The following is a 22,698-nucleotide window of genomic DNA, read 5'->3' as shown; positions in this document are numbered from 1 at the left end:
TATGGATGCTAAGCGGTGTGGTCAGGGCCCAGACGTGGAACATTGGCGTTTTGGCGATGCGTGGGGAGGTCTCCACGCGTAATCACTGGCAGCCGCTGGAAACCCTGTTGAATCAGCAAATTCCCGGCGAACAGTTTCATATTCAACCGCTGGACCTGCGGCAGATGCAGGAGGCGGTGAATCGTGGAACGGTACAATTTGTGGTCACTAATCCGGCGCAATTTGTTCAACTAAACAGCCGCGCTGCGCTACGCTGGCTGGCGTCACTCCGTTCTACTCGCGGGGGGAAAGCCACCAGTAATGTGATTGGCAGCGCGATCCTCGTCAGGCGTGATAGCGGGATAACCTCCGCACACGATCTGATCGGCAAAACGGTGGGTGCCATTGATGCTCAGGCATTTGGCGGCTATTTGCTGGGATATAAAGCGCTCAGCGATGCCGGCCTGCGCCCGGAGCGCGATTTGCGCCTGACGTTTACCGGATTTCCCGCCGATGCCTTACTCTATTTATTACGCGAAAAAGCCGTGCAGGCGGTGATTGTGCCGGTGTGCCTGTTGGAAAAAATGGACGAAGAAGGGCTTATTCGTAAAACAGATTTTACGGCCGTGCTTAACCATCCAACGTCGATTCCCTGTTTAACCAGTACGCCGCTCTATCCTGACTGGTCATTTGCGGCACTGCCTGCGGTAAGCGACGAGCTGGCCGATCGCGTCACGCGGGCCCTGTTCAATGCGCCGCAGAACGCGACGTTTCGCTGGGGGGCGCCCGCCTCGACCCGCGAGGTGGAAGCGTTACTGCGCGATGTCCGCCAGCATCCGCAGCAGCGCCAGTTGTGGCTGGATGTCAAAAGCTGGTTTATTCAACATCGGCTGGCGATGGGGGCCGCGGCTCTCGTACTGTTGTTGCTGACGCTCAATTACATCTGGGTGATGTTGCTGGTCCGCCGACGCGGCAGGCAATTGGAGCGAAACAACGTATTGTTGCGCAAACAGGAACAGGAGCTGGAAACCGCTCGCCAAATGAGCGTGCTTGGCGAGATGACGTCGGGTTTTGCCCACGAGCTCAATCAGCCGCTATCGGCTATCCGTCATTATGCGCAGGGCTGTCTGATCCGCCTGCGTAATCAGGATCAACAGCATCCGCTGCTGCCCGCGCTGGAGCACATTGATACCCAGGCGCAGCGGGGGGCTGATACGCTGCACAATCTACGCCAGTGGGTCAGCCAGGCACAGGGCAATCCGGTGATGACCGATGACTGGCAAGTTGTTAACGTTCACGATGCTATCCATCACGTCTGGCAATTATTACGCATGCCACAGCAATTCCCGGCGGTAGCGCTGCAAACGCAGATCGGTAAGGCGTTAACATTAACGTTGCCAAGTGTTCTCCTCGAACAGGTACTGGCTAATGTGGTTCTCAACGCCGCCCAGGCGGGGGCAACCACCGTGTGGTTTAGCGCTCAGCGTGAGGATGGTGATGTGAGTATTCAGGTGCAGGATAACGCCGGAGGTATTGATGAGGTGCAGCTGTACCAGGCTTTTCAGCCGTTTATGACCACCCGTAAAGAGGGCATGGGGCTGGGGCTAGCCATTTGCCAGCGGCTGGTGCGCTACGCAAACGGAGACATTGAGATCAAAAATCATCTGGCTCCAGATGAAAAAGCGGGCGTGGTGGTGACATTACATTTTAAGCAAAACCCGGAGGGAGGCCGTTGTGGCAATCATTCATCTGCTGGATGACGATATTGCCGTCACCCAGGCTTGCGCGTTTTTACTGGAAAGTCTGGGATATGAGGTGTGTTGCTGGGAGCAAGGCGAAACATTCCTCTCCGAGGCAAATCTGCATCAGGTGGGCGTACTTTTGCTGGATATGCGTATGCCTGTACTGGATGGGCATGCTGTGCATGAAGCCATGCGCCAGCGTGAGAGTACGCTGGCGGTGGTATTTCTCACCGGGCATGGCGATGTGCCGATGGCGGTTGAGCAAATGAAACGCGGTGCGGTCGATTTTTTGCAAAAGCCGGTTTCCGCCGCGCCTCTGCAAGCGGCGTTAGAGCATGCAGTGCAGATTTCTCACGCCGCCTTTTCGCGACAAGAGATCGTGGTTTGCTATCAGCAGCTTACGCCAAAGGAGCGAGAGCTGGCGCAACTGGTAGCAAAAGGGTTAATGAATCGGGAAATTGCTGATGCCATGAATATTGCCGTGCGCACGGTTGAGGTTCATCGGGCGCGGGTGATGGAAAAAATGCAGGCGGGGAGTCTTGCTGAACTGGTTAATCGACTGCAGAGAATTCAGTAAATTTATGACATTTATTTGATTTTCATTGAATTTTGTCTAATCCGTCAGACTGATATATGCTGTTGGTTTGAGTTAATGACGAGCGGGAAAAAATGGGAAATCAGACCAAAGACGATGAGTTGTACCGTGAAATGTGCAGAGTAGTCGGTAAAGTAGTGCTGGAAATGCGCGATCTGGGACAAGAGCCTAAGCATATCGTCATTGCGGGAGTACTGAGAACCACCCTCGCCAACCAGCGCGTGAAGCGCAGCGAGTTAGAAAAACAGGCTATTGAGACCGTAATTAAAGCATTAGCCGGTTAATCCACAAAAAGAGGATGGTGGTCTCGTTCGCCGTCCTTTTATTCTCGTCACGTTAATCTATCAATATATATAATTTAGTGCTGCAATTAGAGGAGTAATCTCCGCTGTATATTAAGTTATATCCCGGATGATTTATAAAAATATATATGCGAGTAGAGTCACAAATATTTGCAAAGCATGTGAAATATTATTTCAACTTATCTTAATGATAATAAATCTCACTCCACATTAATTATTTCCCTTCCGTTTTTTAATTGATGACGATCAAAACTATGAGCGCTGAATAACCACATTATCTTTACGCCTAACCCTAAAGGATTAGATTCATTCAGTTTAACCACCGTCATTTTACGCGATCAGGTTAGGGCAAAAATTTACGTGTTGTTGGCAACATTAACCGCCCGAAATGGCTTGAGTTGCACGGGTTTAATTTAGCCTGGAGGTGTTGCTAACACAGCGTTTGCGAAGAGGATGCGAAATAAATGAATCAGGTTGATCGTCCATTTTTAGATTGTGGTTTAACGCGGCTTGAATTTCTGCGGATATCAGGAAAAGGTTTGGCGGGATTAACCATCGCCCCTGCACTGTTATCACTTTTTGGCTGTAAGCAGGAAGATATCGACAGCGGTACCGTGGGGCTTATCAATACGCCGAAAGGGGTGCTGGTGACCCAGCGAGCGCGCTGTACTGGCTGCCACCGCTGTGAAATTTCCTGTACCAATTATAACGATGGTGCCGTGGGTACTTTCTTTTCCCGTATAAAAATCCATCGCAACTTCTTCTTTGGCGATGATGGCGTCGGGTCCGGTGGCGGACTTTATGGCGATTTAAACTATACCGCTGATACCTGCCGTCAGTGCAAAGATCCGCAATGCATGAAGGTCTGCCCCATTGGCGCTATTACCTGGAAACAGGAAGACGGCTGTATTGCGGTGGATCATAAACGTTGTATTGGCTGCAGCGCTTGTACCACCGCCTGCCCGTGGATGATGGCGACCGTGAATACCGAAACAAAAAAATCCTCAAAATGTGTGTTATGTGGGGAGTGCGCCAATGCTTGTCCGACTGGGGCATTAAAAATTATCGAGTGGAAAGATATTACTGTTTGATAGATAGCAGGCATACCTGATACGCGTCATTAATTGCCAAAAATATCGCAGTTTTGCAAAAAAACTGCCTGAAGGATGGCGGGTATATCTATTAAACCTTCTTGCAAAGGAAAACATGATGGCTAATGGTTGGACAGGTAATATTTTACGGGTCAATCTCACCACGGGGAATATCACCCTTGAAGATTCCAGTAAATTTAAAAAATTTGTCGGCGGGATGGGCTTTGGTTATAAAATTATGTACGACGAAGTCCCGCCAGGCACCATGCCTTTCGATGAAGGGAATAAACTGGTTTTCGCCACCGGGCCATTAACGGGCTCTGGTGCCCCTTGTAGCTCCCGCGTCAATATCACCTCCTTATCGACTTTTACCAAAGGCAATTTAGTGGTGGATGCTCATATGGGCGGCTTCTTTGCTGCGCAAATGAAATTCGCCGGTTACGACGCCATTATTATCGAAGGCAAGTCCGCGACGCCTGTCTGGATCAACATTAAAGACGAAAAGGTCAGCATCGAAAAAGCCGATTTCCTGTGGGGTAAGGGAACGCGCGCCACAACCGAAGAGATTTGCCGCATTACCAGCCCGGAAACCTGCGTCGCCGCTATTGGTCAGGCGGGTGAAAATCTGGTGCCGCTCTCCTGCATGATCAACAGTCGCAACCACAGCGGAGGTGCCGGTACTGGCGCGGTAATGGGGTCGAAAAATCTGAAGGCTATTGCGGTAGAAGGGACCAAAGGGGTCAATATTGCCGATCGTAAAGAGATGAAGCGGCTCAATGATTACATGATGACCGAGCTCATCGGTGCCAACAACAACCACGTTGTGCCAAGCACCCCGCAGGCCTGGGCAGAATACTCTTCGCCAAACTCGCGCTGGACGGCCCGTAAGGGACTGTTCTGGGGCGCGGCAGAAGGGGGACCAATCGAAACCGGGGAAATCCCGCCGGGTAACCAGAATACCGTGGGTTTCCGTACCTATAAATCCGTGTTCGATCTGGGGCCAGCCGCTGAGAAATACACGGTCAAAATGAGCGGCTGCCATTCATGCCCCATTCGCTGTATGTCGCAGCTCAATGTCCCGCGGGTGAAAGATTTTGGCGTGCCAAGTACCGGCGGTAACACCTGCGTGGCAAACTTTGTCCACACCACCATTTTCCCCAATGGCCCGAAAGATTTCGACGATAAAGACGATGGGCGCGTGGTGGGAAATCTGATTGGTCTGAACCTGTTTGACGATTATGGCATCTGGTGTAACTACGGGCAGTTGCATCGTGATTTTACTTACTGCTATTCGAAAGGCGTCTTTAAGCGCGTACTGCCAGCTGAAGAGTATGCGGAGATCCGCTGGGATCAGCTGGAAGCGGGCGATCCTCATTTTATTAAGGATTTTTACTACCGGTTGGCGCATCGCGTGGGGGAACTCAGCCATCTTGCGGACGGATCGTATGCCATTGCTGAACGCTGGGATTTGGGCGAAGAGTACTGGGGTTATGCCAAAAATAAACTGTGGTCGCCGTTTGGTTTTCCTGTCCACCATGCAAACGAGGCCTCTGCACAGGTGGGGGCGATCACCAACTGTATGTTTAACCGTGACTGTATGGCGCACACCCATATCAACTTCATCGGTTCCGGTTTACCGCTGAAATTACAGCGCGAAGTGGCGGGCGAGCTATTTGGTTCGCAGGATGCATACGACGAAACCAAAAACTACACCCCGATCAATGCCGCCAAGATCAAATATGCCAAATGGACGCTGCTGAAAGTCTGCCTGCATAACGCGGTTACGCTGTGCAACTGGGTGTGGCCGATGACGGTTTCACCACTCAAGAGCCGTAACTATCGCGGAGATTTGGATCTGGAAGCAAAATTCTTCCAGGCGGTCACCGGCGATGAAACCACGCAGGAGAGTCTGGACCTGGCCGCTGAACGCATCTTTACCCTGCACCGTGCCTATACGGTCAAATTGATGCAAACCAAAGATATGCGCAATGAGCACGATCTCATCTGCTCCTGGGTGTTTGATAAAGATCCGAAGATCCCGGTCTTCACTGAAGGGACCGACAAGATGGACCGGGAAGATATGCGTCAGTCGCTGACGATGTTCTATCAGGAAATGGGCTGGGATCCAGAGCTGGGTTGCCCAACGCGTGAAACCCTGAACCGACTCGGACTTGAAGATGTAGCCGCTGATTTGGCTGCACAAGATCTGTTGCCGGCGTAAGGAATGCGAGATGACTAACGTGAGCGACGTTCTGACCCCCGTTGAGGCGTTTCCTGACGAAGTGGATAGCCGAAAGAGACAGTGGCTGCAGGCGTTTCACCCGCCTGTAGAACAGATGAATGCGCCCCAGGTTCATGAACCTGCCAGCCCGGAGTCGATTGTGGCAGATTTTATCCGTCAGCATTCAGCATCGGGGCAACTGGTGGCGCGCAGTGTCTTTTTGCTGCCGCCTTATTCGGTTCCTGAAACCGATCTTTCCGCGCTGCTGGATGTGCTGGGCCAGGACGCGAATGGTGCGGATATCACCTGTGTGCAGGGTGCGGAAGAAGCATATTTCTATTCGACGCAAACCATGACGGCAAATTACGCCGACATGTGTATGCAGGTGGTGGAAAACGACATCTGCCGTGCGATTGCCGAGGCGGTACGCTTCGACTGTCGAACGTATCCTCGCCCTTATAAGGTCGCCATGTTGACGCAACCGCCGTATCGCTTTGAGTCTCAACAGATTGCCGCTGCGCTCACGGCTATGGAAACGCATCCTGATTATGCAGATATACGGACTGTGGAATCGTCAAATGCGGAGCCTTATTTGTTCAGCGAACGTTTTATGAGTTATGGCAAAGCGTACGGCCTGTGCGAATGGCTTGAGGTTGAGCAGTATCAGAACCCCTGAATTATTCAGGTTGATGTCATGGAACGTGTGGACGACCACTGTCACAGTATTAGAGGATAACCCGATGTCCTTCACCCGACGAAAATTTGTCATTGGCATGGGGACGGTGATTTTTTTCACTGGCCCAGGTCAAAATCTGTTAGCGAGTACCAGGAGTTCTAAAGACGTACATTACGTCATGATTCACGATGAATCACTGTGTAACGGATGTAATATCTGCGCCCGCGCATGCAGGAAAACCAACCATGTTCCTGCGCAGGGTAGCCGTTTGTCTATAGCTCATATTCCGGTTTCGGACAACGACAACGAAACGCTGTATCACTACTTCCGTCAGTCCTGCCAGCACTGTGATGATGCCCCCTGTATTGAGGTGTGTCCGACTGGCGCCTCATGGCGAGATGACAACGGCATTGTGCGGGTAGACACGTCTTCCTGTATCGGCTGCAGTTACTGTATTGGCGCGTGTCCTTATCAGGTGCGTTATCTCAACCCGCAGACCAAAGTGGCGGATAAATGCGACTTCTGCGCTGAATCACGTCTGGCGAAAGGTTTCCCGCCGATCTGTGTTAATGCCTGCCCGGAACATGCGCTGATTTTTGGTCGCGAAGATAGCCCGGAAATACAGACCTGGTTGAGAGAAAATAAGTATTACGAGCATCAACTTGCAGGCGCCGGGAAACCCCATCTGTATCGTCGGTTCGGTCAACATTTGATTAAAAAGGAAAATGTATGAACGCGTCGCAGAATGCCGAACAGTTTCACGCCCAGCTTGCGCAGTTTGTTCCCCTGTTTTCACCGGACTACTGGCCTGTGTGGTTGGTCATCGCCGGGTTAATGCTGGTGGGGATGTGGCTGGTGCTGGCGCTACACGCCATGCTGCGCTTTCGGGCCGCGCATAAAGCGTCGGCAGGGCACGGTGAGAAAGTCTATTTATACTCGAAGGCCGTTCGTTTGTGGCACTGGTCGAATGCGCTGCTATTTCTGCTACTTCTGGTCAGTGGCCTGGTCAATCACTTCTCCGTCGTCAGTGCGTCGGTGATGAAAAGCCTGCTTACCGTGCATGAGGTCTGCGGCTTTTTGTTGCTCGCCTGCTGGATTGGCTTTGTCCTGATCAATCTGATTGGCGGCAACGGGCATCACTATATTATTCAACGTCAGGGCTGGATCGGACGAGCGCAAAGACAAACGCGTTTTTACCTGTTTGGCATTATGCAGGGCGAGTCACACCCATTCCCGGCATCAAAGCGTTCTAAATTCAACCCGCTACAGCAGGCGGCCTATGTTGGCGTGATGTATGGCTTACTGCCACTGCTGCTGATCTCAGGGTTGTTATCGCTCTATCCGACGGTTGTCGGTGACCTGTTCCCCGGCGTGCGTTACTGGTTGCTCCAGGCGCACTTCGCGCTGGCAATAATCAGTCTGTTTTTCATTTTTGGGCATCTTTATCTCTGCACGACAGGTCGTACGCCGGGCGAAACCTTCAAGTGTATGGTGGATGGCTATCACCGGCATTAAGCGATGATGATTACGCGAAGTGACTTACGGGCCTGGCGCGTTGGGCCCGTAATGTATCGCTGGTTTCTACGCGCGTTTCCAACTGGCGGAAGCTATGCTGATGTCCATCGTGCGCTCCAGCGGGATGGGTATACAGACTGGGCAAATAGCCTGGTGGAATACGGCTGGTCAAAATGGCGGAAAGAGGCGAGTTTTGCCCAGCAGGATATTCGCGCGATGGGGAATATTTCCCGTGTGCAAACGGCGGGGGAAATCAGCCGTCCGCTGGCGAGTGCGGAAGATAATGCCCGATTCAGTTGTGCAAGTGATAACGTTAAAATCACCAGCGCCGGGTATGCCGCACAGATCGCCAGCGCAGGTTACAGCGCACGTATTGGTAGCGTAGGCTATAACGCGCATATCGGCAGTTCAGGCGATCGCGGGCGAATTGCGGTTGCGGGAAATTCGGCACGTATCAGTAGCGTGGGTGACGGGACGCGTATCGCCAGTACCGGCATGCGCGTACGCATCAGTTCGCTCGGCGACAGAAACCGGATTGCCTGCGGTGGTGATTTAACTCAGTTGGCCTGTTTTGGCGCAGAGTCTAAAATCGCCAACTGCGCCGACAACATCCACATTATTGCCAGCGGAGAGAACGCCGTTGTTGCCAGTACCGGTGTTGTCGATTCGATAATACTCGGTCCCGGCGGCTGCGCGGCGCTGGCCTATCACGATGGCGAGAGAATGCGTTTTGCGCTTGCCGTTGAGGGGGAAAATAACATCCGGGCGGGCGTGAAATATCGGCTCAACGAAGACCACCAGTTTGTGGAATGTTGAGCCGTGATCTCATTTTAACGCGAAGCGGCGTTGGGTGATTTTCTCCAGGCTCAGGCACAGCAGGTAATAGACCAGTCCGGTAAAGATAAAAATGGCTGCCGGATAGATTTGTACCCGGCTGTTAACCTGACCCGCAACCGTTGTGAGTTCCGGCACGTTAACGATAAACGCCAACGACGTGTCCTTCAGTAATCCAATAAAAATCCCCGTCAGCGATGGCAGTACGTTACGCAGCACCTGCGGCAATAAGATAAGCCACAGGGCCTGATACGGGCGAAAACCCTGAACCACGGCAGCATCATATTGCCCGCCAGGCAGCGCGCTAATTCCTGCATACACTGAGTGCATGACCGAGGCAGCGGTGAACCATGCCAGCGCCAGCGTCACGGTAACGGCTCCGGGGAGATCGCTTCCGGTCAGCATGGGTAGCAAATACCACATCCAGAAAATCACAAAGATTAGCGGAATGCCGCGAATAAACTCCGCCCAGATAAACAACCCGTTGCGAACCGTGCCTGGAAAACGCCAGGCGCAGCAGGCAAGAACTATCCCACCAGGCAAGGCCAGCAGCGCTGCGCCGAGAGCCATCAACAACGTGAGCAGAACGCCGCCGGGTTGTCCCTGGGCCACCCGTCCCCACAGGAGATAATCAAGATTGTCGGTAATGACCGAAATATTAGCGATCATGCAGTATGCTCCTGACGCTGAAGATACGCGTTTTAACCTTGGACGATTTACCCGATGCAGGCCGTGGGCCAAGACGCGTAAGCAGCATACCCAGAACGATGCCGGTGAACAGATAGAGCGCAGTGCCAACAGCAAAGGCTTCCAGCGCGTGCGCGTTGTAGCTCTCAATTTGCCGCACCTGGTAGGTGAGCTCAGCAAATCCAATACCGCTGGCAAGCGAGGAAAGTTTCATCAGGTTAAGGTATTGCCCAACAATGGGTTGCCAGGCGTTCGCCAGTCCCTGAGGGAGCAGAATGTGACGAAACTTCGCCCAGGATGAAAAACCCTGCGCCACGGCAGCCTCACGTTGTCCGGCAGAAACCGCCTGTAAACCAGAGGCGATCTCCTCGACCAAAAATGCCGAGGTAAATACGCCCAGCCCCCATGCTGAACAGATAAACTCTGGTGTTAACCACCAGACATCGCCTGGCAGAATAGACCAGGGATGCTCTGCATTGATGAAGGTAATGACGTTGCGGGGCAGCCAGTTCCATGCGGCAAAATACCAGAACATCAGTTGCACCAGTAAAGGCGTGTTGCGAAACACCGAAACCCATACACTGACCACCGCTTTGTTGAAGCGATTGCCCGTCAGACGCAAGCCGAGTAGGAAGATGGCAATGAGCGTGGCGAGTACGATACCTGCCAGTGTCACCCAGAGCGTGGTGAGAAAACCGGAAATTATCCATTGCAGAGGTTGCCCGCTCAGCACTCCCTGCCAGTCCATTGCAAGCATTATAGCGATGACTCCTGGTGTAACGGGTCGAGCACTTTTTTCAGGAAACGCTGGGTTCTCGGGTGCTGTGGCCGGGTGAAAAAATCCTCCGGCGCGGCCACTTCAAGAATTTCTCCGCCATCGATGAATACCACGCGATCGGCAATCTCACGGGCAAAATGCATTTCATGGGTCACGACGATCATGGTGATACCGCTGTGGGCCAGGTTTTTCATCACCTGTAATACCTCGCCGATCATTTCTGGATCCAGCGCGGAGGTGGGTTCATCAAACAGAAGGATTTGTGGCGATGAGGCCAGCGCGCGGGCGATGGCCACGCGCTGTTGCTGCCCACCGGACAACTGTGCGGCATAAGCGCTCGCTTTTTCTGCCAGTCCCACCTGATCAAGCAATTCGAGTGCCCGACGCGCGGCTGCCGCCTTGTTCCAGCCGTGAACATATTCCAGTGCCAGCGAGATGTTCTGATGCGCTGTCAGATGCGAATAGAGATTGAATTGCTGAAAAACGAAACCGATACGGCTGCGTAACTGGCGTAATGCTGCCCCGCGCAACTGACTAATTGGTTTGTCATCAATGAAAATCTCGCCACCGCTGAGCGACTCAAGCTGATTGATAAGGCGTATAAGCGTGGATTTTCCCGAGCCAGAAGGGCCCAGAATAGTCACCACTTCACCGGGTTCAACTGACAGGCTGACGCCGTTAAGTACGGTCTGAGTGTCAAACTGTTTGATGACATTGCGCAGTTCGACGCTTGCCTGGCGCAAATGGTTAAAATCCGCCGCGGAAACTGCACAACGATGAAACAGGGCTGAGAGCATATTACTTCGCTTCTATTTTAAAGGCGCGGGGTTGCGGGTTTTTGGTTTCAGGGCCAAACCAGACATCATAAATTTTCGCCGCCTGCCCGGTAGATTCCAGCCTCAAAAGCTCATCATTGACGGCTTTTAACAGCGCTGGCTCACCTTTTTTTACTCCCACGCCAATCTCTTCTTTGCTCAACAGATCAGGCAGAATTTTGAAATCTGCTTTATCCGGCGCACCGCTTAATAGACCGGCCAGAATCGTACTGTCCTGGGTGATGGCCTGAACATTGCCATTGCGTAGCGCGGTTAACGCCAGTGGAATATCGTCGTAGGCCAGCACACGTGACTGCGGGAAGCGCTGATGTAGCGCCTGCTCACCGGTAGTGCCTTTCACCGCACCGATTCGCGCTTTGCTGTATGCATCGAGCTGGTCCGGGGATTTGGCCGGTACCAGGAACTGCTGCCCGGTAACAAAATAGGGGACGGAGAAGTCAATGACCTGCGCCCGCTCAGGCGTAATCGTGATATCCGCCACGATTAAATCGGCTTTACCGGATTGTAATAACGGAATGCGGTTTGCCGGATTAGTCGCTACCAGTTCCAGTTTTACGCCGAGGGATTTCGCCAGCGCTTCAGCAAAATCAACGTCATAGCCGACAATCTTATGCGTTTTTGCATCGATGGAGCCAAACGGCGGATTCGCGTCGAATGTCGCAACTTTTACTACACCTGCGGCTTTGATATCGGCCAGTTGGTCAGCCTGAGCCTGCGAGGCGGCAATGCCGGTGGCCAGCAGCACGCCGAGTGCCAACAGTGTTTTTTTAGCGCGGTAAGTTTTCGTTGCCATCATGATGTAAATCCCTGTCGTTTTTGGTTTGTGCTTTTTACGCTCCCATAACTTACGTTCAGGACAAAATAAGAAAAAATTCTTATCTATTTACAAAATGTTATTAGTAAAAGCGGTGTTAACAATGGGTAAACGCAATGGGAAATGTAGATAAGAGGAGGGGCATAGTCTGGCGGTAAAAAAACCGGCATTGCGCCGGTTTGGAAATCAGATTTTACAGGCGTCGCCGCAGTCATTATCAGCAATAATGTCCTGCGCTTTCTTGTCAGCATCTTCCAGACGTTCAGCATTACGCTCTTGCGCTTCTTCCAGTCCATCAAAGACCAGATTATCGAGATCAATTTCCATCATTCACCTGCTCAGGTTCAGCGTTTAACATCACATTATTATATTGCATAAATGTTGCTTAACAGCAGCGATTCTTGCTACTTAGCGTCGAACTCAATTCGGGGTGCCTGTTTACCCGCCAGTTGACCAACAATTCGCAATTGCTAAAGAACCGTGAAGCGTAAATACCGAAAAAAGCTTGTGCCCTCGACTGTTCTACTTCCACTTTTTCATTAACGTGATGTGCGACCATTTTTAACAAATTAGCGACAAAATCACTATACATATAACTTAATATCTTTTATACATTAATTGTTCAACCCTGCGACTATTCCACAAAAGAGAAAGCTATATGGAACAGACACCTGATAAGAAAAACGATAATTTTCAAAAAGATGGCAAAGAACAGTTCAATCGCTCGATCGGTCTTATTTCAAACTTTGCGTTGGGTTTTACCTACCTTTCGCCGCTTACCGCCGTCTATTCGCTGTTTGCTCTGGCCGTAACGCTGGCGGGGCCGCCCGCAGTCTGGTGGATTTTAATCGTCGCATGTGGACAACTTTTGGTGGCGTTGGTGTTTGGTGAGGTCGCTTCCCAGTATCCGATAACCGGCGGGCTTTATCCGTGGGCCAGAAGGTTATGGGGCAAGAAATATGCGTGGATCGCTGCCTGGATTTACCTGTGGGCACTGGTGGTCACCATTACGTCAATCGCGGAATATACTTCAACATTTGTTGAGTCGCTCTTCCACTATGGTCAGACGCCAGCCACTATGTTGGCGACTTCCGTCCTGCTGCTGCTTTTGATGATGGCTGTTAATATGTCCGGGACTAAAAATCTGGCTCGGGTCGCAAAAATTGGCTTCTGGTGTGAAATCGTTAGCGTGATTGCGCTGGGAATTTATCTGCTGATATTCCACCGTTCGCAGCCATTCTCCGTAATTTTTGATTCGATGGGCGTGCTGGCGCATGACGGCAGCTATTCCACCGCATTTATGTCTGCCGCGCTGATGGGGCTGTTTATGTTCTTTGGCTTTGAGGCCTGCGGTAACGTTGCGGAAGAGGTACAGAATCCAAGTAAAAAGATCCCGGTTGCGATGATTTTGAGCATCGTATTTGGTGCGATTTCGGCGATTATTTCCGTCATGGGATACCTCCTGGCTTCACCAAATCTGGTCAGTATCGTGAATGGCAAAACATCTGACCCGATTCCGGCCATCCTTAATGAAGCACTTGGTGAAACCGGCGCAACTATCTTTATCATCGTCGCGATTGTGGCGATGCTGTCGTGCATTTTGTCTCTGCAGGCTGCGTTAAGCCGCCTTATCTTTTCTTTCTCCCGTGACAGAATGCTGCCGGGAAGTGAGTGGATGTCAAAGATCTCTAAAAATGGCGTTCCGGATAATGCCATGGTTGTTAGCTGTCTGCTGCCAGTCATCATCTGCGTTTGGGTCTATTTCCAGCCAGACAACCTGTCGCGTATTACCGCGTTTGCCGTCATCGGTATTTATATCTCGTTCCAGATGGTTGTGCTTGCCGCACTGCGCCAGCGCCTGAAAGGCTGGAAACCGGCTGGGGAGTGGACCATTGGCGGTTGGGGCGTGATTGTGAACGTGCTGGCGCTAGCCTATGGATTGTGTGGGATCTGGTTGTTGGCGCAACCGGCAGACAGCAGCGATTTCATCGACCGTTGGACGGTACTGTTCGGCCTGGCGATTGTCGTTGGCTCCGGGCTTATCTATATGTTCCTGACCCGACCGTTTGGTCGCTCTGCTGCGCCGGAAAACGACGCCATTGCCTACGCTAACAAGCTGAATATGGGGCAGGATAACTAAAAACTAAGGGCCTTCGGGCCCTTAGTTTTGATAGTGATAAAGGATAAAGTAGTCGCTCTGATAAACAACGGTACTGTTTGCGGGAGAGAGTAATTCACCCACGCGAAAACGTGGCCAGCTGGAAAAGATAATTCTGTTTTCCAGATTGGTCAGAATGACATAGTCAGGATGAGCGCAGGAAAGCAGTTCGGCCTCAATCTGACTGACCAGCAGATCGACGGCGGCAACGCCAAGAAACTGATCGTTGTAGTAGATCGGCACTGCCGAGGTCAGGGTGTAGGAAATATTGCAGATATAGTCGACGTAGGGGCCGTGGATATAGGCTTTTCCTGCCGGAGGTGAGTGCTTAAACCACTCGAAGGTTCTGAAATCCAGGCGTTGCTGGGTGGCCTGATCTAAATCGAGGTGCGCCTGACTCAAACCATTATCTTTCTTATACCACCATTCCAGCAGCCAATACTCTTTTGTGGTGGCAGTGCTCTCAATATGGCTGGCGAACCCGGCCCCTGAACAGTAATGATTGTTACTGAGGGTGCGCTTGATGTGTTGCTGAACGGTAGATCTCACCGATGGATCGAGGACAACTTCTGCTGAGGCCTTTTGCACCCCGGAAATCGCCTCATGGATGCTCCTCGCCAGCGCAACGGTAGAATCTACGGTAGAGGCGGTAATATCATCAATCTTACGAATTAATGCGCTTAAGGATGTCGAAGAGCTCATTGTCTGTCCTGCCTTCACTGATTGTCAGTTCGAGTTATATTTCAGCTTTTTTTCAATAAGGTAATAGGTAAACGTGTCGATGATCCGTGTGGCAAGCTGCACGGATTCTGCCTCGTTGTGAGCTGCCAGCGCATCGGCCAGTGCCGAGTAAAGCGCAATAATTTCGGCATGAATGTTGTCTGCGCGATAAAGTATCGCCACCAGCGATGCCCATTCAGCCTGGACCTGCAGCTCCTGATTGGCCAGTCGCGCCGAATGTGAACTGGCAGCTATCGCCAGTAGACAGCGCATATCGGCCTGGGTCATAAGCTCTGGTGAGTTTGCCTTGTTGAGCACCTCAACAAACTCGCGAAATTTGGCGATATCCGCGCCGGTCATCCGTCTGGAAGCCAGCCTTGCGCTATGGCTGATAATGGCGCAATGCATTTCGCCCAGGTCAGAAAGATAATCCGTGCTGATCGCTTTGAACGGATGCAGGGCGCTGTTTTTGCCATCAATATTTTCGCAAACGAAGCTCCCGCCATTTCGACCACGAACCGTATGGATAAGATTATTAGCCCGAAGCGTGTTTAGCGCTTCTCTGATAGTGATATGTGAGACACCCATCATCTTTGCCAAATCAGTTTCGTTGGGGAGCTGTTCTTTTGGCTCCAGCAACCCCGTGATAATGGCGTTTGACAGGCGCTGCACTATCTGGTCTGAACGACTGACCTGCCCGATAGGCGCAAATATGACCGCGTGAGTAATCATAATCTTTTCTGCACTCAATTCCCTGAAACAACGACCATTTTTAACACATGCCCGTCAGGCAAGGAAGGTAAGAATGGCCGAGTTATTTTACATGCCTATGCGCAACGTCACTGCACAAGCGGATGTGTGTCCCGATAACTTCATGATGAGCTGAGCATAAAGCCTCGGCTCACGATGAAAAGCCTTATCCCGAAAATGTAAAAATTAAGTTAAAAATGCGAGGCTTATCATAGTGTCAATGTTGCGCATTTGAAAATCTTTTACAATATATATATTACATAAGTTTCTTTATGTATTAACGGGCAGGAGACAGACATGAAAACCCTGAAGCATTTTATCAATGGGCAATACGTAGCAGGTCGTAGCGAAGATACCTTCGAACTGGTGAGTCCGGTCGACGGCGAAACGTATGCATTATCACCCAACGCCAATGCGGAAGAGGTGGAGCAGGCCTACTCGGCGGCGGAGGCGGCGTTTAGCATCTGGCGAAAATCGACGCCGGCACAGCGGCAAAAGGCGTTATTGCAGCTGGCAGATGAGATTGAACGAAACGTTGAGCGGCTGGTGAACGCGCAGAGTCAGGAGACCGGTCAGCTTCGCCATTTTATTGAGAAGGAAGAGATCGCGGCATCCTGCGATGCCATCCGCTTTTTTGCCGGTGCGGCGCGCTGTCTTGAAGGGAAAGCGGCAGGGGAATATTCCGCCGGGTTTACCTCGACTATCCGCCGTGAACCGCTGGGTATCGTTGGACAAGTCACGCCATGGAACTACCCGTTCATGATGGCGGTATGGAAGATTGCGCCAGCGCTGGCAGCAGGCAATACGGTCGTATTAAAACCCAGCGACACCACGCCGGTCAGCACGCTGCTGTTAGCTGAACTGGCCGCGCCGTTGTTCCCAAGAGGGGCGTTTAACGTCGTATTAGGTAAAGCCAGCACCGGTTCGCTGGTGGTTTCAAACCCGAAGGCCTCACTGGTTTCGATTACCGGTTCGGTCCGCGCGGGTCTACAGGTTGCGGCTTCGGCAGCGGCGAACCTGACCAAGGCGCATCTGGAATTGGGCGGGAAAGCGCCTGCGGTGGTGTTTGCTGATGCAGATATGGACAAGGCGATCGCGACGATCACCACGGCAGGCTTCTTCAATGCCGGCCAGGATTGCACGGCGGCTACGCGTATTCTGGTCGAACAATCCATCTACGCTGAATTCCTGGAAAAGCTGGTTCAGAAAACGAAGAGTATTAAATTTGGACCGCCAGCGGATCAGGCTGCGCTATATGGCGCATTGAACAGTAAAAACCAACTGGAGCAGGTGAAAGGCTTTATTGCGCGTTTACCGGCACATGCAAAAATTGAAACGGGTGGGCGTGCCGGGCCGGGTCCGGGCTTCTATTTTGAGCCGACGATCGTCTCCGGATTGCATCAACATGACGAAGCTATTCAGCATGAAGTTTTTGGACCGGTAATGACTATTCAGTCGTTTTCGACTGATGAAGAGGGTCTACACAAAGCGAATGATGTGGAATATGGTCTGGCCGCCAGCGTCTGGACCAGTAACCATGGGCGCGCACAGCGCTTCAGCATTGACCTCGATTTTGGCACCGTGTGGATTAACAATCACATTCCTCTGTGCGCCGAAATGCCGCACGGCGGGTTCAAAAAATCGGGTTATGGCAAAGATCTCTCATCCTATTCGCTCGAAGAATATACCCGGGTGAAACATATCATGTGTGACATTTCTGAATAGAGAGGATGTCGATGAAAACATTAAACATAGCGGTGCTTTCATTCGTGATGTTCTCGGGCTATAGCCTGGCAGAAAGCACATCGCTGAATACCGTTAAAGAGTACATGGCAGCCTGGAATGCACACGATGCTTCGCGAGCCGCGCAATATCTTGCTGATGACGCAGTCTATTATGATGCCGCCGCTGGCGAACCGATAAATGGCAGAGAAAAAGCTGAAAAAGAGGTTATCGGTGCCTTTATTAAGGCGGTGCCAGATCTGAGCTGGAAAATGGTCGGCAAACCCGTTTACGACGAAGATACCGTGGCGTTTCGTTGGGAATTTTCAGGCAAAAATAGTGGTGAATGGGCAGGGAGTCCGCCGACAAATAATCCGATAAAATTTGAAGGTGTCAGCTATATTCATGTTAAAGCAGGTAAAATCACCTGGCAGGGTGATTATTATGATTCTAAAAAACTGGATGAAGAGTTAAAGCCAGGGAAATAGTCGGCTGTACCCCTTTATTACTATGAAGGGGGACATCTCTTATTTGTGTCGTATTTAGGGCAGTGTGTAGCAATAAGGAAAAAAGTTAATGGCAATTACCAGACGTGATTTTCTCAACGGCGTCGCGGTGACTATTGCGGCGGGGCTTACCCCGCTGGAATGGGTCAGGGCGGCAGGAAAGGGAAACGCATTTATAGATGGAAATTATTATCCGCCAGGGCTGACGGGGCTGCGGGGTAATCATCCTGGATCGTTTGAAATGGCGCATGCAGTAGGCCGCGAGCATAAACATTTTGATTTAAACGCTCTGCCCGTTGAGGAAGAGTACGATCTGGTGATTGTGGGCGGCGGTATTAGCGGGCTGGCTGCCGGTTGTTTCTGGCGCCAGCTTGCCGGTCAAAATAGCCGGATCCTGATCCTCGATAACCATGACGATTTTGGCGGGCACGCCAAACGTAACGAATTTACGAGCTCAGGTAAGAAATTACTCGGCTATGGCGGCAGCGAAGCATTCCAGTCGCCCGCGCACAATTTCAGCCCTGAGGTGCAAAAACTGATGGAAACCGTGGGCGTCAGCGTCACGCGGTTAAAAGAGAGTTTTGACGTAAACTTCTACCCCGACTGGCAGCTCAGTCGTGGCGTTTTTTTCGACAAAAAGAATTTTGGCGAGACAAAAATCGTCAGCGGCGATCCGGGGCGCGCGGTATCTGATGATATCCCGCCGAACAGGCTCAATGGCCGTAAAATTGAAGACTTTATCAATGATTTTCCGCTAAGTGAGCATGACCGAAAGGCGTTGATCGACCTGCACGTCCATCCTGGCGACTATCTTCCGGGCATGACGGTCGATGAGAAAATGGAATGGCTGGATACCCACAGCTACAGTGAATTTTTGGCCACAAAAGTTGGTTTGAGCAAAATGGCGCTGCTCTATTTTCAGCAGCGTTCTAATGACTTCTTTGCCATCGGCATTGAAGGCATTTCCTGTAGCGATGCCAGGGCGTGCGCATTACCCGGCATGGAGGCGCTGGGAATACCGCCGTTGGACGGCGAGTCGCTGGCCGACCTCGAAGAGCCGTATGTTTACCATTTCCCTGACGGTAACGCCGGGCTGGCCCGACTGTTAGTCAGGTATATGCTGCCGGATGCGCTACCGGGTAACACGATGGAAGACTCCGTCCTTGCCAGACTGCATTATGAAAAGCTGGATCTGCCGGAAAACACCACGCGCTTGCGTCTGAATAGCACGGTGATTAATGCGGCCAACACAAAGGATGGCGTGGTGGTGACCTATCTGCGTGACGGCAAAATGCATCGCGTGCGCGGTAAAAACACCATCATGGCGGGCTATAACATGATGATCCCGTATCTGGTGCCTGAGATGCCGGAACAGCAGCAGGCGGATCTCAAACTGAACGTGAAGGCACCGCTGGTGTACACCAACGTGGTGGTCAAAAACTGGCAGGCGTTCAAACAGCTTGGCGTGCATGAATTTTACTCTCCGGCGGCACCATACAGCCGGATTAAGCTCGACTATCCGGTCAGCATCGGCGGGTATCAACACCCGGCCTCACCGGACGATCCGATGGTCATTCACATGGTCTATGTGCCTACTTATCCGGGCAGTAATTTGTCGGCCAGAGAACAGTTCCGTCTGGGGCGAGCGTATTTACTGGGGACCACATTTGCGACGCATGAGGAGATGATTCGCTCCCAGTTGCAGGAAATGTTTGGCTCAACGGGCTTTGATAATCAACGCGATATCTCCGCCATTACGGTTAACCGCTGGGCGCATGGCTATGCGTATTACGCCAACGCGTTGTTCGATGATATGGATAAAATGCCAGAAATTATCGAGCGGGCGCGTCAGCCAGTTGGTCGCATTGCCATCGCTAATTCCGATTCTGACTGGGGCGCTTATGCCCATACGGCCATCGACCAGGCATGGCGTGCGGTTAATGAACTCAAGGATATGGGGTGATCTATGCGTAACGTAACCGTTCTTGCCGCCTGTTTGTTTACCGCCTCTGTGAGTGCAGCGGAATCTAATGGCGAATATATCGCCCGTATCTCTGACTGTGTGGCCTGTCATACCACCGAAGGGGGGGCGGCGATGGCGGGTGGCAAAAAGTTTCCTACTCCGGTAGGGGATATTTATTCGACCAACATTACCCCAGACAAAACCCAGGGTATTGGTAATTACTCATACGAGGATTTTGACAAGGCCGTACGTCAGGGAATTGCCAAAGATGGTCATCCGCTCTATCCGGCCATGCCTTATCCCTCTTACGCGAAACTTTCTGATGACGATGTACAGGCGTTGTATCGCTATTTTATGCATGATGTCACCCCCTCTGCGCAGCCCAATAAAGAGAATGCCATTCCGTGGCTACTCTCCGCCCGCTGGCCGCTGCATATCTGGAACTGGCTGTTTACCGACGCGCCAGCGACGACTGTAGAGCGTGCGAAAACGGATGACAACGCTGCGTTAGTAAAACGGGGCGCTTATCTGGTGGAAGGTCCCGGGCACTGCGGTTCTTGCCATACCCCGAGAGGCATGGCGATGAACGAAAAAGCGTATACCAATGCTGATGCCGAGTACCTGAGCGGCGCGATGATCGACGGCTGGTATGCGCCTTCGCTGCGCGGCACGGGAATGTCTGAGCAGGAATTAAAATCGCTGTTGCTGACCGGTAAAAGCAAGCATGCCGCGGTTTCAGGTTCTATGGCTGAAGTCGTTACGCAGAGTACACAGTACCTGACCGATGACGATGCCACGGCGATCGCGCAATATCTGCTGAGCCTGAAAAGCGTGAAGCCTGAAACGGTGCGCGCAGCGGCAACTACGGTGTCCTGGTCGAATTCACCCGAGGCGGGCAAAGTGACCTATAACCGCTACTGCTCAACCTGTCACGGTCTGGAGGGGAAAGGTACGGATGATAACGCACCTTCTTTGATCAACAACCCGCTGGTGATGGTTGATGACCCGACGCCGCTGTTCAGAGTGATTGCCCACGGCGCAGAAACACCGACAACGCGTGGCAGCGTCTCCTTTAAGATGCCGGCTTACGGTGGCATGTTAAGCGACAACGAAATGCGCGACGTGATTAATTACGTGCGTAAAAGTTGGGGAGAAGGGAATGGCGAAGTAAGCCAGGAGGACCTGGCAGGGATTAAAAAAGCGTCACATTAAACAGCATGTCGGATGGACAAGGTGCTTGCAGCGCCATCCGGCAGTGCTTAAACGGCGTTTACTCTGATAATACCCACCAGTCGGGTAAACGCCGCCGCCATTTCATGCTCTGCAATACTGGCAAATCCCAGCAGCAGGCCGCTGCGTTTCTCTTCATTCACGTAATAGCGAGACAGCGGGCGCACCAGCAGCCCTTGCGTATTCGCCTGTTGGGCAATGACAACGTCATCGCTCCCGACGGGCAACTGTAGAATCATGTGCAGCCCGGCGTTGCTGCTGAAGGAGCCAAGATACTGCTCGCCCAACTGGCGGCTGATAAGCTCCACCAACGTCTGGCGGCGACGACTGTACAACTGGCGCATTTTACGAATGTGCGCCGCGTAGTAACCCTCGCGGATAAACTCCGCCAGCGCTGCCTGAATCAACAAATGTCCACCACGATAGAGGTCGTTATGAACCTTCTTCAGCGGCGCGGCGAGCGGTTTGGGCAGTACCACATACCCAAGCCGCAGTGCGGGATAGAGTGTTTTACTGAATGTCCCGATATAGATGACCGGCGTCTCTTCTTCCAGTCCCTGCAATGATGGAATTGGCTGGCCGGAAAAGCGAAATTCGCTGTCGTAGTCATCTTCCACTATCCAGCTTCGCGTTTCACGTGCGCGAAAGAGAAGTGCCCGACGGCGGTTGAGGCTCATTACCGAACCGAGCGGATATTGATGTGACGGTGTCACAAAAATCAGCTTTGGCGCAGATTCGCCAGCCTCCGGCGGCACCATACCTTGTTCATCAACCGGGATCGCCGAAAAGTTAACCGCATTGATGCGCAGAATATTTTTGATTCCCCAGTAGCCCGGCTCCTCAATCCAGGCGTTATCCCCCGGGTTGCATAGCGTCCGGGTCACCAGATCCAGCGCCTGGTGAATACCTTCAGTAATCAGAATTTGCTCCGGTGAACACCGTACCCCGCGTGCGGTGCGCAGATAGTCTGCCAGTGCTTCTTTCAGCTCAGTCACGCCGCCTGCGGCATCGTACGTGAGAAACTCCGGGCGCAACCGTCTCGCCAGCCGATCCTGAATTTTTTTGAGCACCCGGTGAGGGAAATGCTCCACATCAGGTACGCCTGGAATAAATGCGCCCCATTGACGAGGGCTGGCGCTGGCATGGCCCAGCAGCTCAAGGCAGCGGGCAGATAAGCGGGTGTGATCCTCCAGTGCGGCGGCAACGGGCTCTTTGTGGGGACGCAGGTCGAGATTGTCCAGCACGCTGTCGGTGACAAATGTGCCGCTGCTGGTGCGCGCGGAAATATAACCTTCGGCCTGCAATTGCTCGTAAACCCGCAGGACGGTATTGCGCGATAGCGTCAGTTCGCCTGCCAGGTCACGCGACGGAGGCATTCGGGTCGCCGGTTTCAGGCTACCTTCGAGGATGCAACTGCAGATGGCGGCATACAGGCGACGATGCAGCTTTTCATCGGTCTGCTGGCTAAATGCCTGCTTGATCACATCTCCGGCAAGTGAACGCATTTGGATCCTTAAAATAAAACGATTTGGCTCTCGATTAAAGTACCAGATGGCGTCTAAATTTAAAGGGTAATTCA

22 protein-coding genes are annotated in these 22,698 nt (G+C 52.1%); 14 read left to right on the top strand and 8 right to left on the bottom strand.

What is annotated here, in order from left to right; all coding sequences use genetic code 11:
* The first annotated feature begins 5 nt into the window (after positions 1-5).
* The 9 genes from ttrS to ydhT all read left to right on the top strand — a co-directional run bounded on the left by ttrS (position 6) and on the right by ydhT (position 8,937).
* Entirely contained in the window at positions 6-1,739 is a 1,734-nt protein-coding gene (ttrS, locus tag HV345_RS13215) for a tetrathionate respiration histidine kinase TtrS (RefSeq protein ID WP_233594154.1), read from the top strand.
* Positions 1,714-2,298: a tetrathionate respiration response regulator TtrR gene (gene ttrR, locus HV345_RS13210; RefSeq protein ID WP_049268696.1), complete on the top strand. Its 585-nt coding sequence runs from the start codon at positions 1,714-1,716 to the stop codon at positions 2,296-2,298. The genes ttrS and ttrR overlap by 26 nt, the downstream gene beginning before the upstream one ends.
* Positions 2,299-2,390: 92 nt before the next feature.
* Positions 2,391-2,600: a fumarate hydratase FumD gene (fumD, locus tag HV345_RS13205; RefSeq protein WP_003029345.1), complete on the top strand. Its 210-nt coding sequence runs from the start codon at positions 2,391-2,393 to the stop codon at positions 2,598-2,600.
* A 482-nt stretch (positions 2,601-3,082) separates the two neighbouring features.
* A complete protein-coding gene (locus tag HV345_RS13200; protein ID WP_016152920.1) occupies positions 3,083-3,709 on the top strand; it encodes a ferredoxin-like protein in 627 nt (208 codons plus the stop codon).
* A 118-nt stretch (positions 3,710-3,827) separates the two neighbouring features.
* Positions 3,828-5,930, top strand: a complete 2,103-nt coding sequence (locus HV345_RS13195; RefSeq protein ID WP_046274686.1) for an aldehyde ferredoxin oxidoreductase — start codon at positions 3,828-3,830, stop codon at positions 5,928-5,930.
* A 10-nt stretch (positions 5,931-5,940) separates the two neighbouring features.
* Positions 5,941-6,606 carry a YdhW family putative oxidoreductase system protein gene (locus tag HV345_RS13190; RefSeq protein WP_181635664.1) on the top strand — a complete coding sequence of 222 codons (666 nt, stop codon included), beginning with the start codon at positions 5,941-5,943 and terminating at the stop codon, positions 6,604-6,606.
* 64 nt (positions 6,607-6,670) lie between these two features.
* The gene (locus tag HV345_RS13185; protein ID WP_016152923.1) at positions 6,671-7,339 is read left to right on the top strand and encodes a 4Fe-4S dicluster domain-containing protein; all 669 of its coding nucleotides are present in this window, start codon (positions 6,671-6,673) and stop codon (positions 7,337-7,339) included.
* A complete protein-coding gene (phsC, locus tag HV345_RS13180) occupies positions 7,336-8,121 on the top strand; it encodes a thiosulfate reductase cytochrome B subunit (RefSeq protein WP_049040486.1) in 786 nt (261 codons plus the stop codon). The genes HV345_RS13185 and phsC overlap by 4 nt, the downstream gene beginning before the upstream one ends.
* Positions 8,122-8,124: 3 nt before the next feature.
* The gene (gene ydhT / locus HV345_RS13175) at positions 8,125-8,937 is read left to right on the top strand and encodes a protein YdhT (protein ID WP_181635663.1); all 813 of its coding nucleotides are present in this window, start codon (positions 8,125-8,127) and stop codon (positions 8,935-8,937) included.
* A gap of 9 nt (positions 8,938-8,946) precedes the next feature.
* On the opposite strand, the gene HV345_RS13170 is transcribed toward ydhT, so the two are convergent.
* The 5 genes from HV345_RS13170 to HV345_RS13150 form a co-directional block, all read right to left on the bottom strand.
* Entirely contained in the window at positions 8,947-9,624 is a 678-nt protein-coding gene (locus HV345_RS13170) for an amino acid ABC transporter permease (RefSeq protein WP_016156380.1), read from the bottom strand.
* The gene (locus HV345_RS13165; protein WP_181635662.1) at positions 9,614-10,399 is read right to left on the bottom strand and encodes an amino acid ABC transporter permease; all 786 of its coding nucleotides are present in this window, start codon (positions 10,397-10,399) and stop codon (positions 9,614-9,616) included. Before HV345_RS13165 ends, HV345_RS13170 begins: the two co-directional genes overlap by 11 nt.
* The gene (locus tag HV345_RS13160; RefSeq protein WP_181635661.1) at positions 10,399-11,217 is read right to left on the bottom strand and encodes an amino acid ABC transporter ATP-binding protein; all 819 of its coding nucleotides are present in this window, start codon (positions 11,215-11,217) and stop codon (positions 10,399-10,401) included. Before HV345_RS13160 ends, HV345_RS13165 begins: the two co-directional genes overlap by 1 nt.
* 1 nt (position 11,218) lies before the next feature.
* Positions 11,219-12,052 carry an ABC transporter substrate-binding protein gene (locus tag HV345_RS13155; RefSeq protein WP_016156383.1) on the bottom strand — a complete coding sequence of 278 codons (834 nt, stop codon included), beginning with the start codon at positions 12,050-12,052 and terminating at the stop codon, positions 11,219-11,221.
* 204 nt (positions 12,053-12,256) lie between these two features.
* Positions 12,257-12,397 carry a hypothetical protein gene (locus HV345_RS13150; RefSeq protein WP_016152930.1) on the bottom strand — a complete coding sequence of 47 codons (141 nt, stop codon included), beginning with the start codon at positions 12,395-12,397 and terminating at the stop codon, positions 12,257-12,259.
* A gap of 331 nt (positions 12,398-12,728) precedes the next feature.
* Here HV345_RS13150 and HV345_RS13145 point away from each other — a divergent pair, with 331 nt between their 5' ends.
* Positions 12,729-14,210, top strand: a complete 1,482-nt coding sequence (locus HV345_RS13145) for an APC family permease (RefSeq protein WP_016152931.1) — start codon at positions 12,729-12,731, stop codon at positions 14,208-14,210.
* Between the two features lie 21 nt (positions 14,211-14,231).
* Here HV345_RS13145 and HV345_RS13140 read toward each other — a convergent pair whose 3' ends face one another.
* Positions 14,232-14,930 (bottom strand): cache domain-containing protein, encoded by a 699-nt coding sequence (locus HV345_RS13140; protein WP_016152932.1) that lies wholly within the window; start codon positions 14,928-14,930, stop codon positions 14,232-14,234.
* Between the two features lie 24 nt (positions 14,931-14,954).
* Positions 14,955-15,680 carry a FadR/GntR family transcriptional regulator gene (locus HV345_RS13135; RefSeq protein ID WP_047358859.1) on the bottom strand — a complete coding sequence of 242 codons (726 nt, stop codon included), beginning with the start codon at positions 15,678-15,680 and terminating at the stop codon, positions 14,955-14,957.
* Between the two features lie 315 nt (positions 15,681-15,995).
* On the opposite strand from HV345_RS13135, the gene HV345_RS13130 reads away from it, so the two are divergent.
* The 4 genes from HV345_RS13130 to HV345_RS13115 all read left to right on the top strand — a co-directional run bounded on the left by HV345_RS13130 (position 15,996) and on the right by HV345_RS13115 (position 21,101).
* Entirely contained in the window at positions 15,996-17,423 is a 1,428-nt protein-coding gene (locus HV345_RS13130) for a gamma-aminobutyraldehyde dehydrogenase (protein ID WP_181625963.1), read from the top strand.
* An 11-nt stretch (positions 17,424-17,434) separates the two neighbouring features.
* On the top strand, positions 17,435-17,908 hold the full coding sequence (locus HV345_RS13125; protein WP_016152935.1) for an ester cyclase: 474 nt from the start codon (positions 17,435-17,437) through the stop codon (positions 17,906-17,908).
* An 88-nt stretch (positions 17,909-17,996) separates the two neighbouring features.
* Positions 17,997-19,889 (top strand): NAD(P)/FAD-dependent oxidoreductase, encoded by a 1,893-nt coding sequence (locus HV345_RS13120; protein WP_016156387.1) that lies wholly within the window; start codon positions 17,997-17,999, stop codon positions 19,887-19,889.
* A gap of 3 nt (positions 19,890-19,892) precedes the next feature.
* Entirely contained in the window at positions 19,893-21,101 is a 1,209-nt protein-coding gene (locus HV345_RS13115; RefSeq protein WP_181635660.1) for a cytochrome c, read from the top strand.
* A gap of 47 nt (positions 21,102-21,148) precedes the next feature.
* Here the strand turns inward: HV345_RS13115 and HV345_RS13110 are convergent, their stop codons facing one another.
* Positions 21,149-22,624 carry a PLP-dependent aminotransferase family protein gene (locus tag HV345_RS13110; RefSeq protein ID WP_181635659.1) on the bottom strand — a complete coding sequence of 492 codons (1,476 nt, stop codon included), beginning with the start codon at positions 22,622-22,624 and terminating at the stop codon, positions 21,149-21,151.
* Positions 22,625-22,698 lie beyond the last annotated feature (74 nt).

Source organism: Citrobacter sp. RHBSTW-00986 (genome assembly GCF_013783065.1).
In the GTDB taxonomy this organism is placed as follows: domain Bacteria; phylum Pseudomonadota; class Gammaproteobacteria; order Enterobacterales; family Enterobacteriaceae; genus Citrobacter; species Citrobacter braakii.
The sequence above is the reverse complement of the archived record's forward strand: the minus strand, read 5'-3'. Positions and strand labels throughout refer to the sequence as shown.

What these genes read in the sequence shown, in the direction of transcription:
- HV345_RS13150 (WP_016152930.1), bottom strand. Translation starts at nt 12,397, where the DNA reads ATGGAAATTGATCTCGATAATCTGGTCTTTGATGGACTGGAAGAAGCG.
- HV345_RS13115 (WP_181635660.1), top strand. Translation starts at nt 19,893, where the DNA reads ATGCGTAACGTAACCGTTCTTGCCGCCTGTTTGTTTACCGCCTCTGTG.
- HV345_RS13140 (WP_016152932.1), bottom strand. Translation starts at nt 14,930, where the DNA reads ATGAGCTCTTCGACATCCTTAAGCGCATTAATTCGTAAGATTGATGAT.
- HV345_RS13160 (WP_181635661.1), bottom strand. Translation starts at nt 11,217, where the DNA reads ATGCTCTCAGCCCTGTTTCATCGTTGTGCAGTTTCCGCGGCGGATTTT.
- ydhT (WP_181635663.1), top strand. Translation starts at nt 8,125, where the DNA reads ATGATGATTACGCGAAGTGACTTACGGGCCTGGCGCGTTGGGCCCGTA.
- HV345_RS13120 (WP_016156387.1), top strand. Translation starts at nt 17,997, where the DNA reads ATGGCAATTACCAGACGTGATTTTCTCAACGGCGTCGCGGTGACTATT.
- HV345_RS13155 (WP_016156383.1), bottom strand. Translation starts at nt 12,052, where the DNA reads ATGATGGCAACGAAAACTTACCGCGCTAAAAAAACACTGTTGGCACTC.
- HV345_RS13185 (WP_016152923.1), top strand. Translation starts at nt 6,671, where the DNA reads ATGTCCTTCACCCGACGAAAATTTGTCATTGGCATGGGGACGGTGATT.
- phsC (WP_049040486.1), top strand. Translation starts at nt 7,336, where the DNA reads ATGAACGCGTCGCAGAATGCCGAACAGTTTCACGCCCAGCTTGCGCAG.
- HV345_RS13170 (WP_016156380.1), bottom strand. Translation starts at nt 9,624, where the DNA reads ATGATCGCTAATATTTCGGTCATTACCGACAATCTTGATTATCTCCTG.
- ttrS (WP_233594154.1), top strand. Translation starts at nt 6, where the DNA reads ATGCTAAGCGGTGTGGTCAGGGCCCAGACGTGGAACATTGGCGTTTTG.
- HV345_RS13195 (WP_046274686.1), top strand. Translation starts at nt 3,828, where the DNA reads ATGGCTAATGGTTGGACAGGTAATATTTTACGGGTCAATCTCACCACG.
- HV345_RS13190 (WP_181635664.1), top strand. Translation starts at nt 5,941, where the DNA reads ATGACTAACGTGAGCGACGTTCTGACCCCCGTTGAGGCGTTTCCTGAC.
- HV345_RS13135 (WP_047358859.1), bottom strand. Translation starts at nt 15,680, where the DNA reads ATGATTACTCACGCGGTCATATTTGCGCCTATCGGGCAGGTCAGTCGT.
- HV345_RS13165 (WP_181635662.1), bottom strand. Translation starts at nt 10,399, where the DNA reads ATGCTTGCAATGGACTGGCAGGGAGTGCTGAGCGGGCAACCTCTGCAA.
- HV345_RS13110 (WP_181635659.1), bottom strand. Translation starts at nt 22,624, where the DNA reads ATGCGTTCACTTGCCGGAGATGTGATCAAGCAGGCATTTAGCCAGCAG.
- HV345_RS13145 (WP_016152931.1), top strand. Translation starts at nt 12,729, where the DNA reads ATGGAACAGACACCTGATAAGAAAAACGATAATTTTCAAAAAGATGGC.
- HV345_RS13125 (WP_016152935.1), top strand. Translation starts at nt 17,435, where the DNA reads ATGAAAACATTAAACATAGCGGTGCTTTCATTCGTGATGTTCTCGGGC.
- HV345_RS13200 (WP_016152920.1), top strand. Translation starts at nt 3,083, where the DNA reads ATGAATCAGGTTGATCGTCCATTTTTAGATTGTGGTTTAACGCGGCTT.
- fumD (WP_003029345.1), top strand. Translation starts at nt 2,391, where the DNA reads ATGGGAAATCAGACCAAAGACGATGAGTTGTACCGTGAAATGTGCAGA.
- HV345_RS13130 (WP_181625963.1), top strand. Translation starts at nt 15,996, where the DNA reads ATGAAAACCCTGAAGCATTTTATCAATGGGCAATACGTAGCAGGTCGT.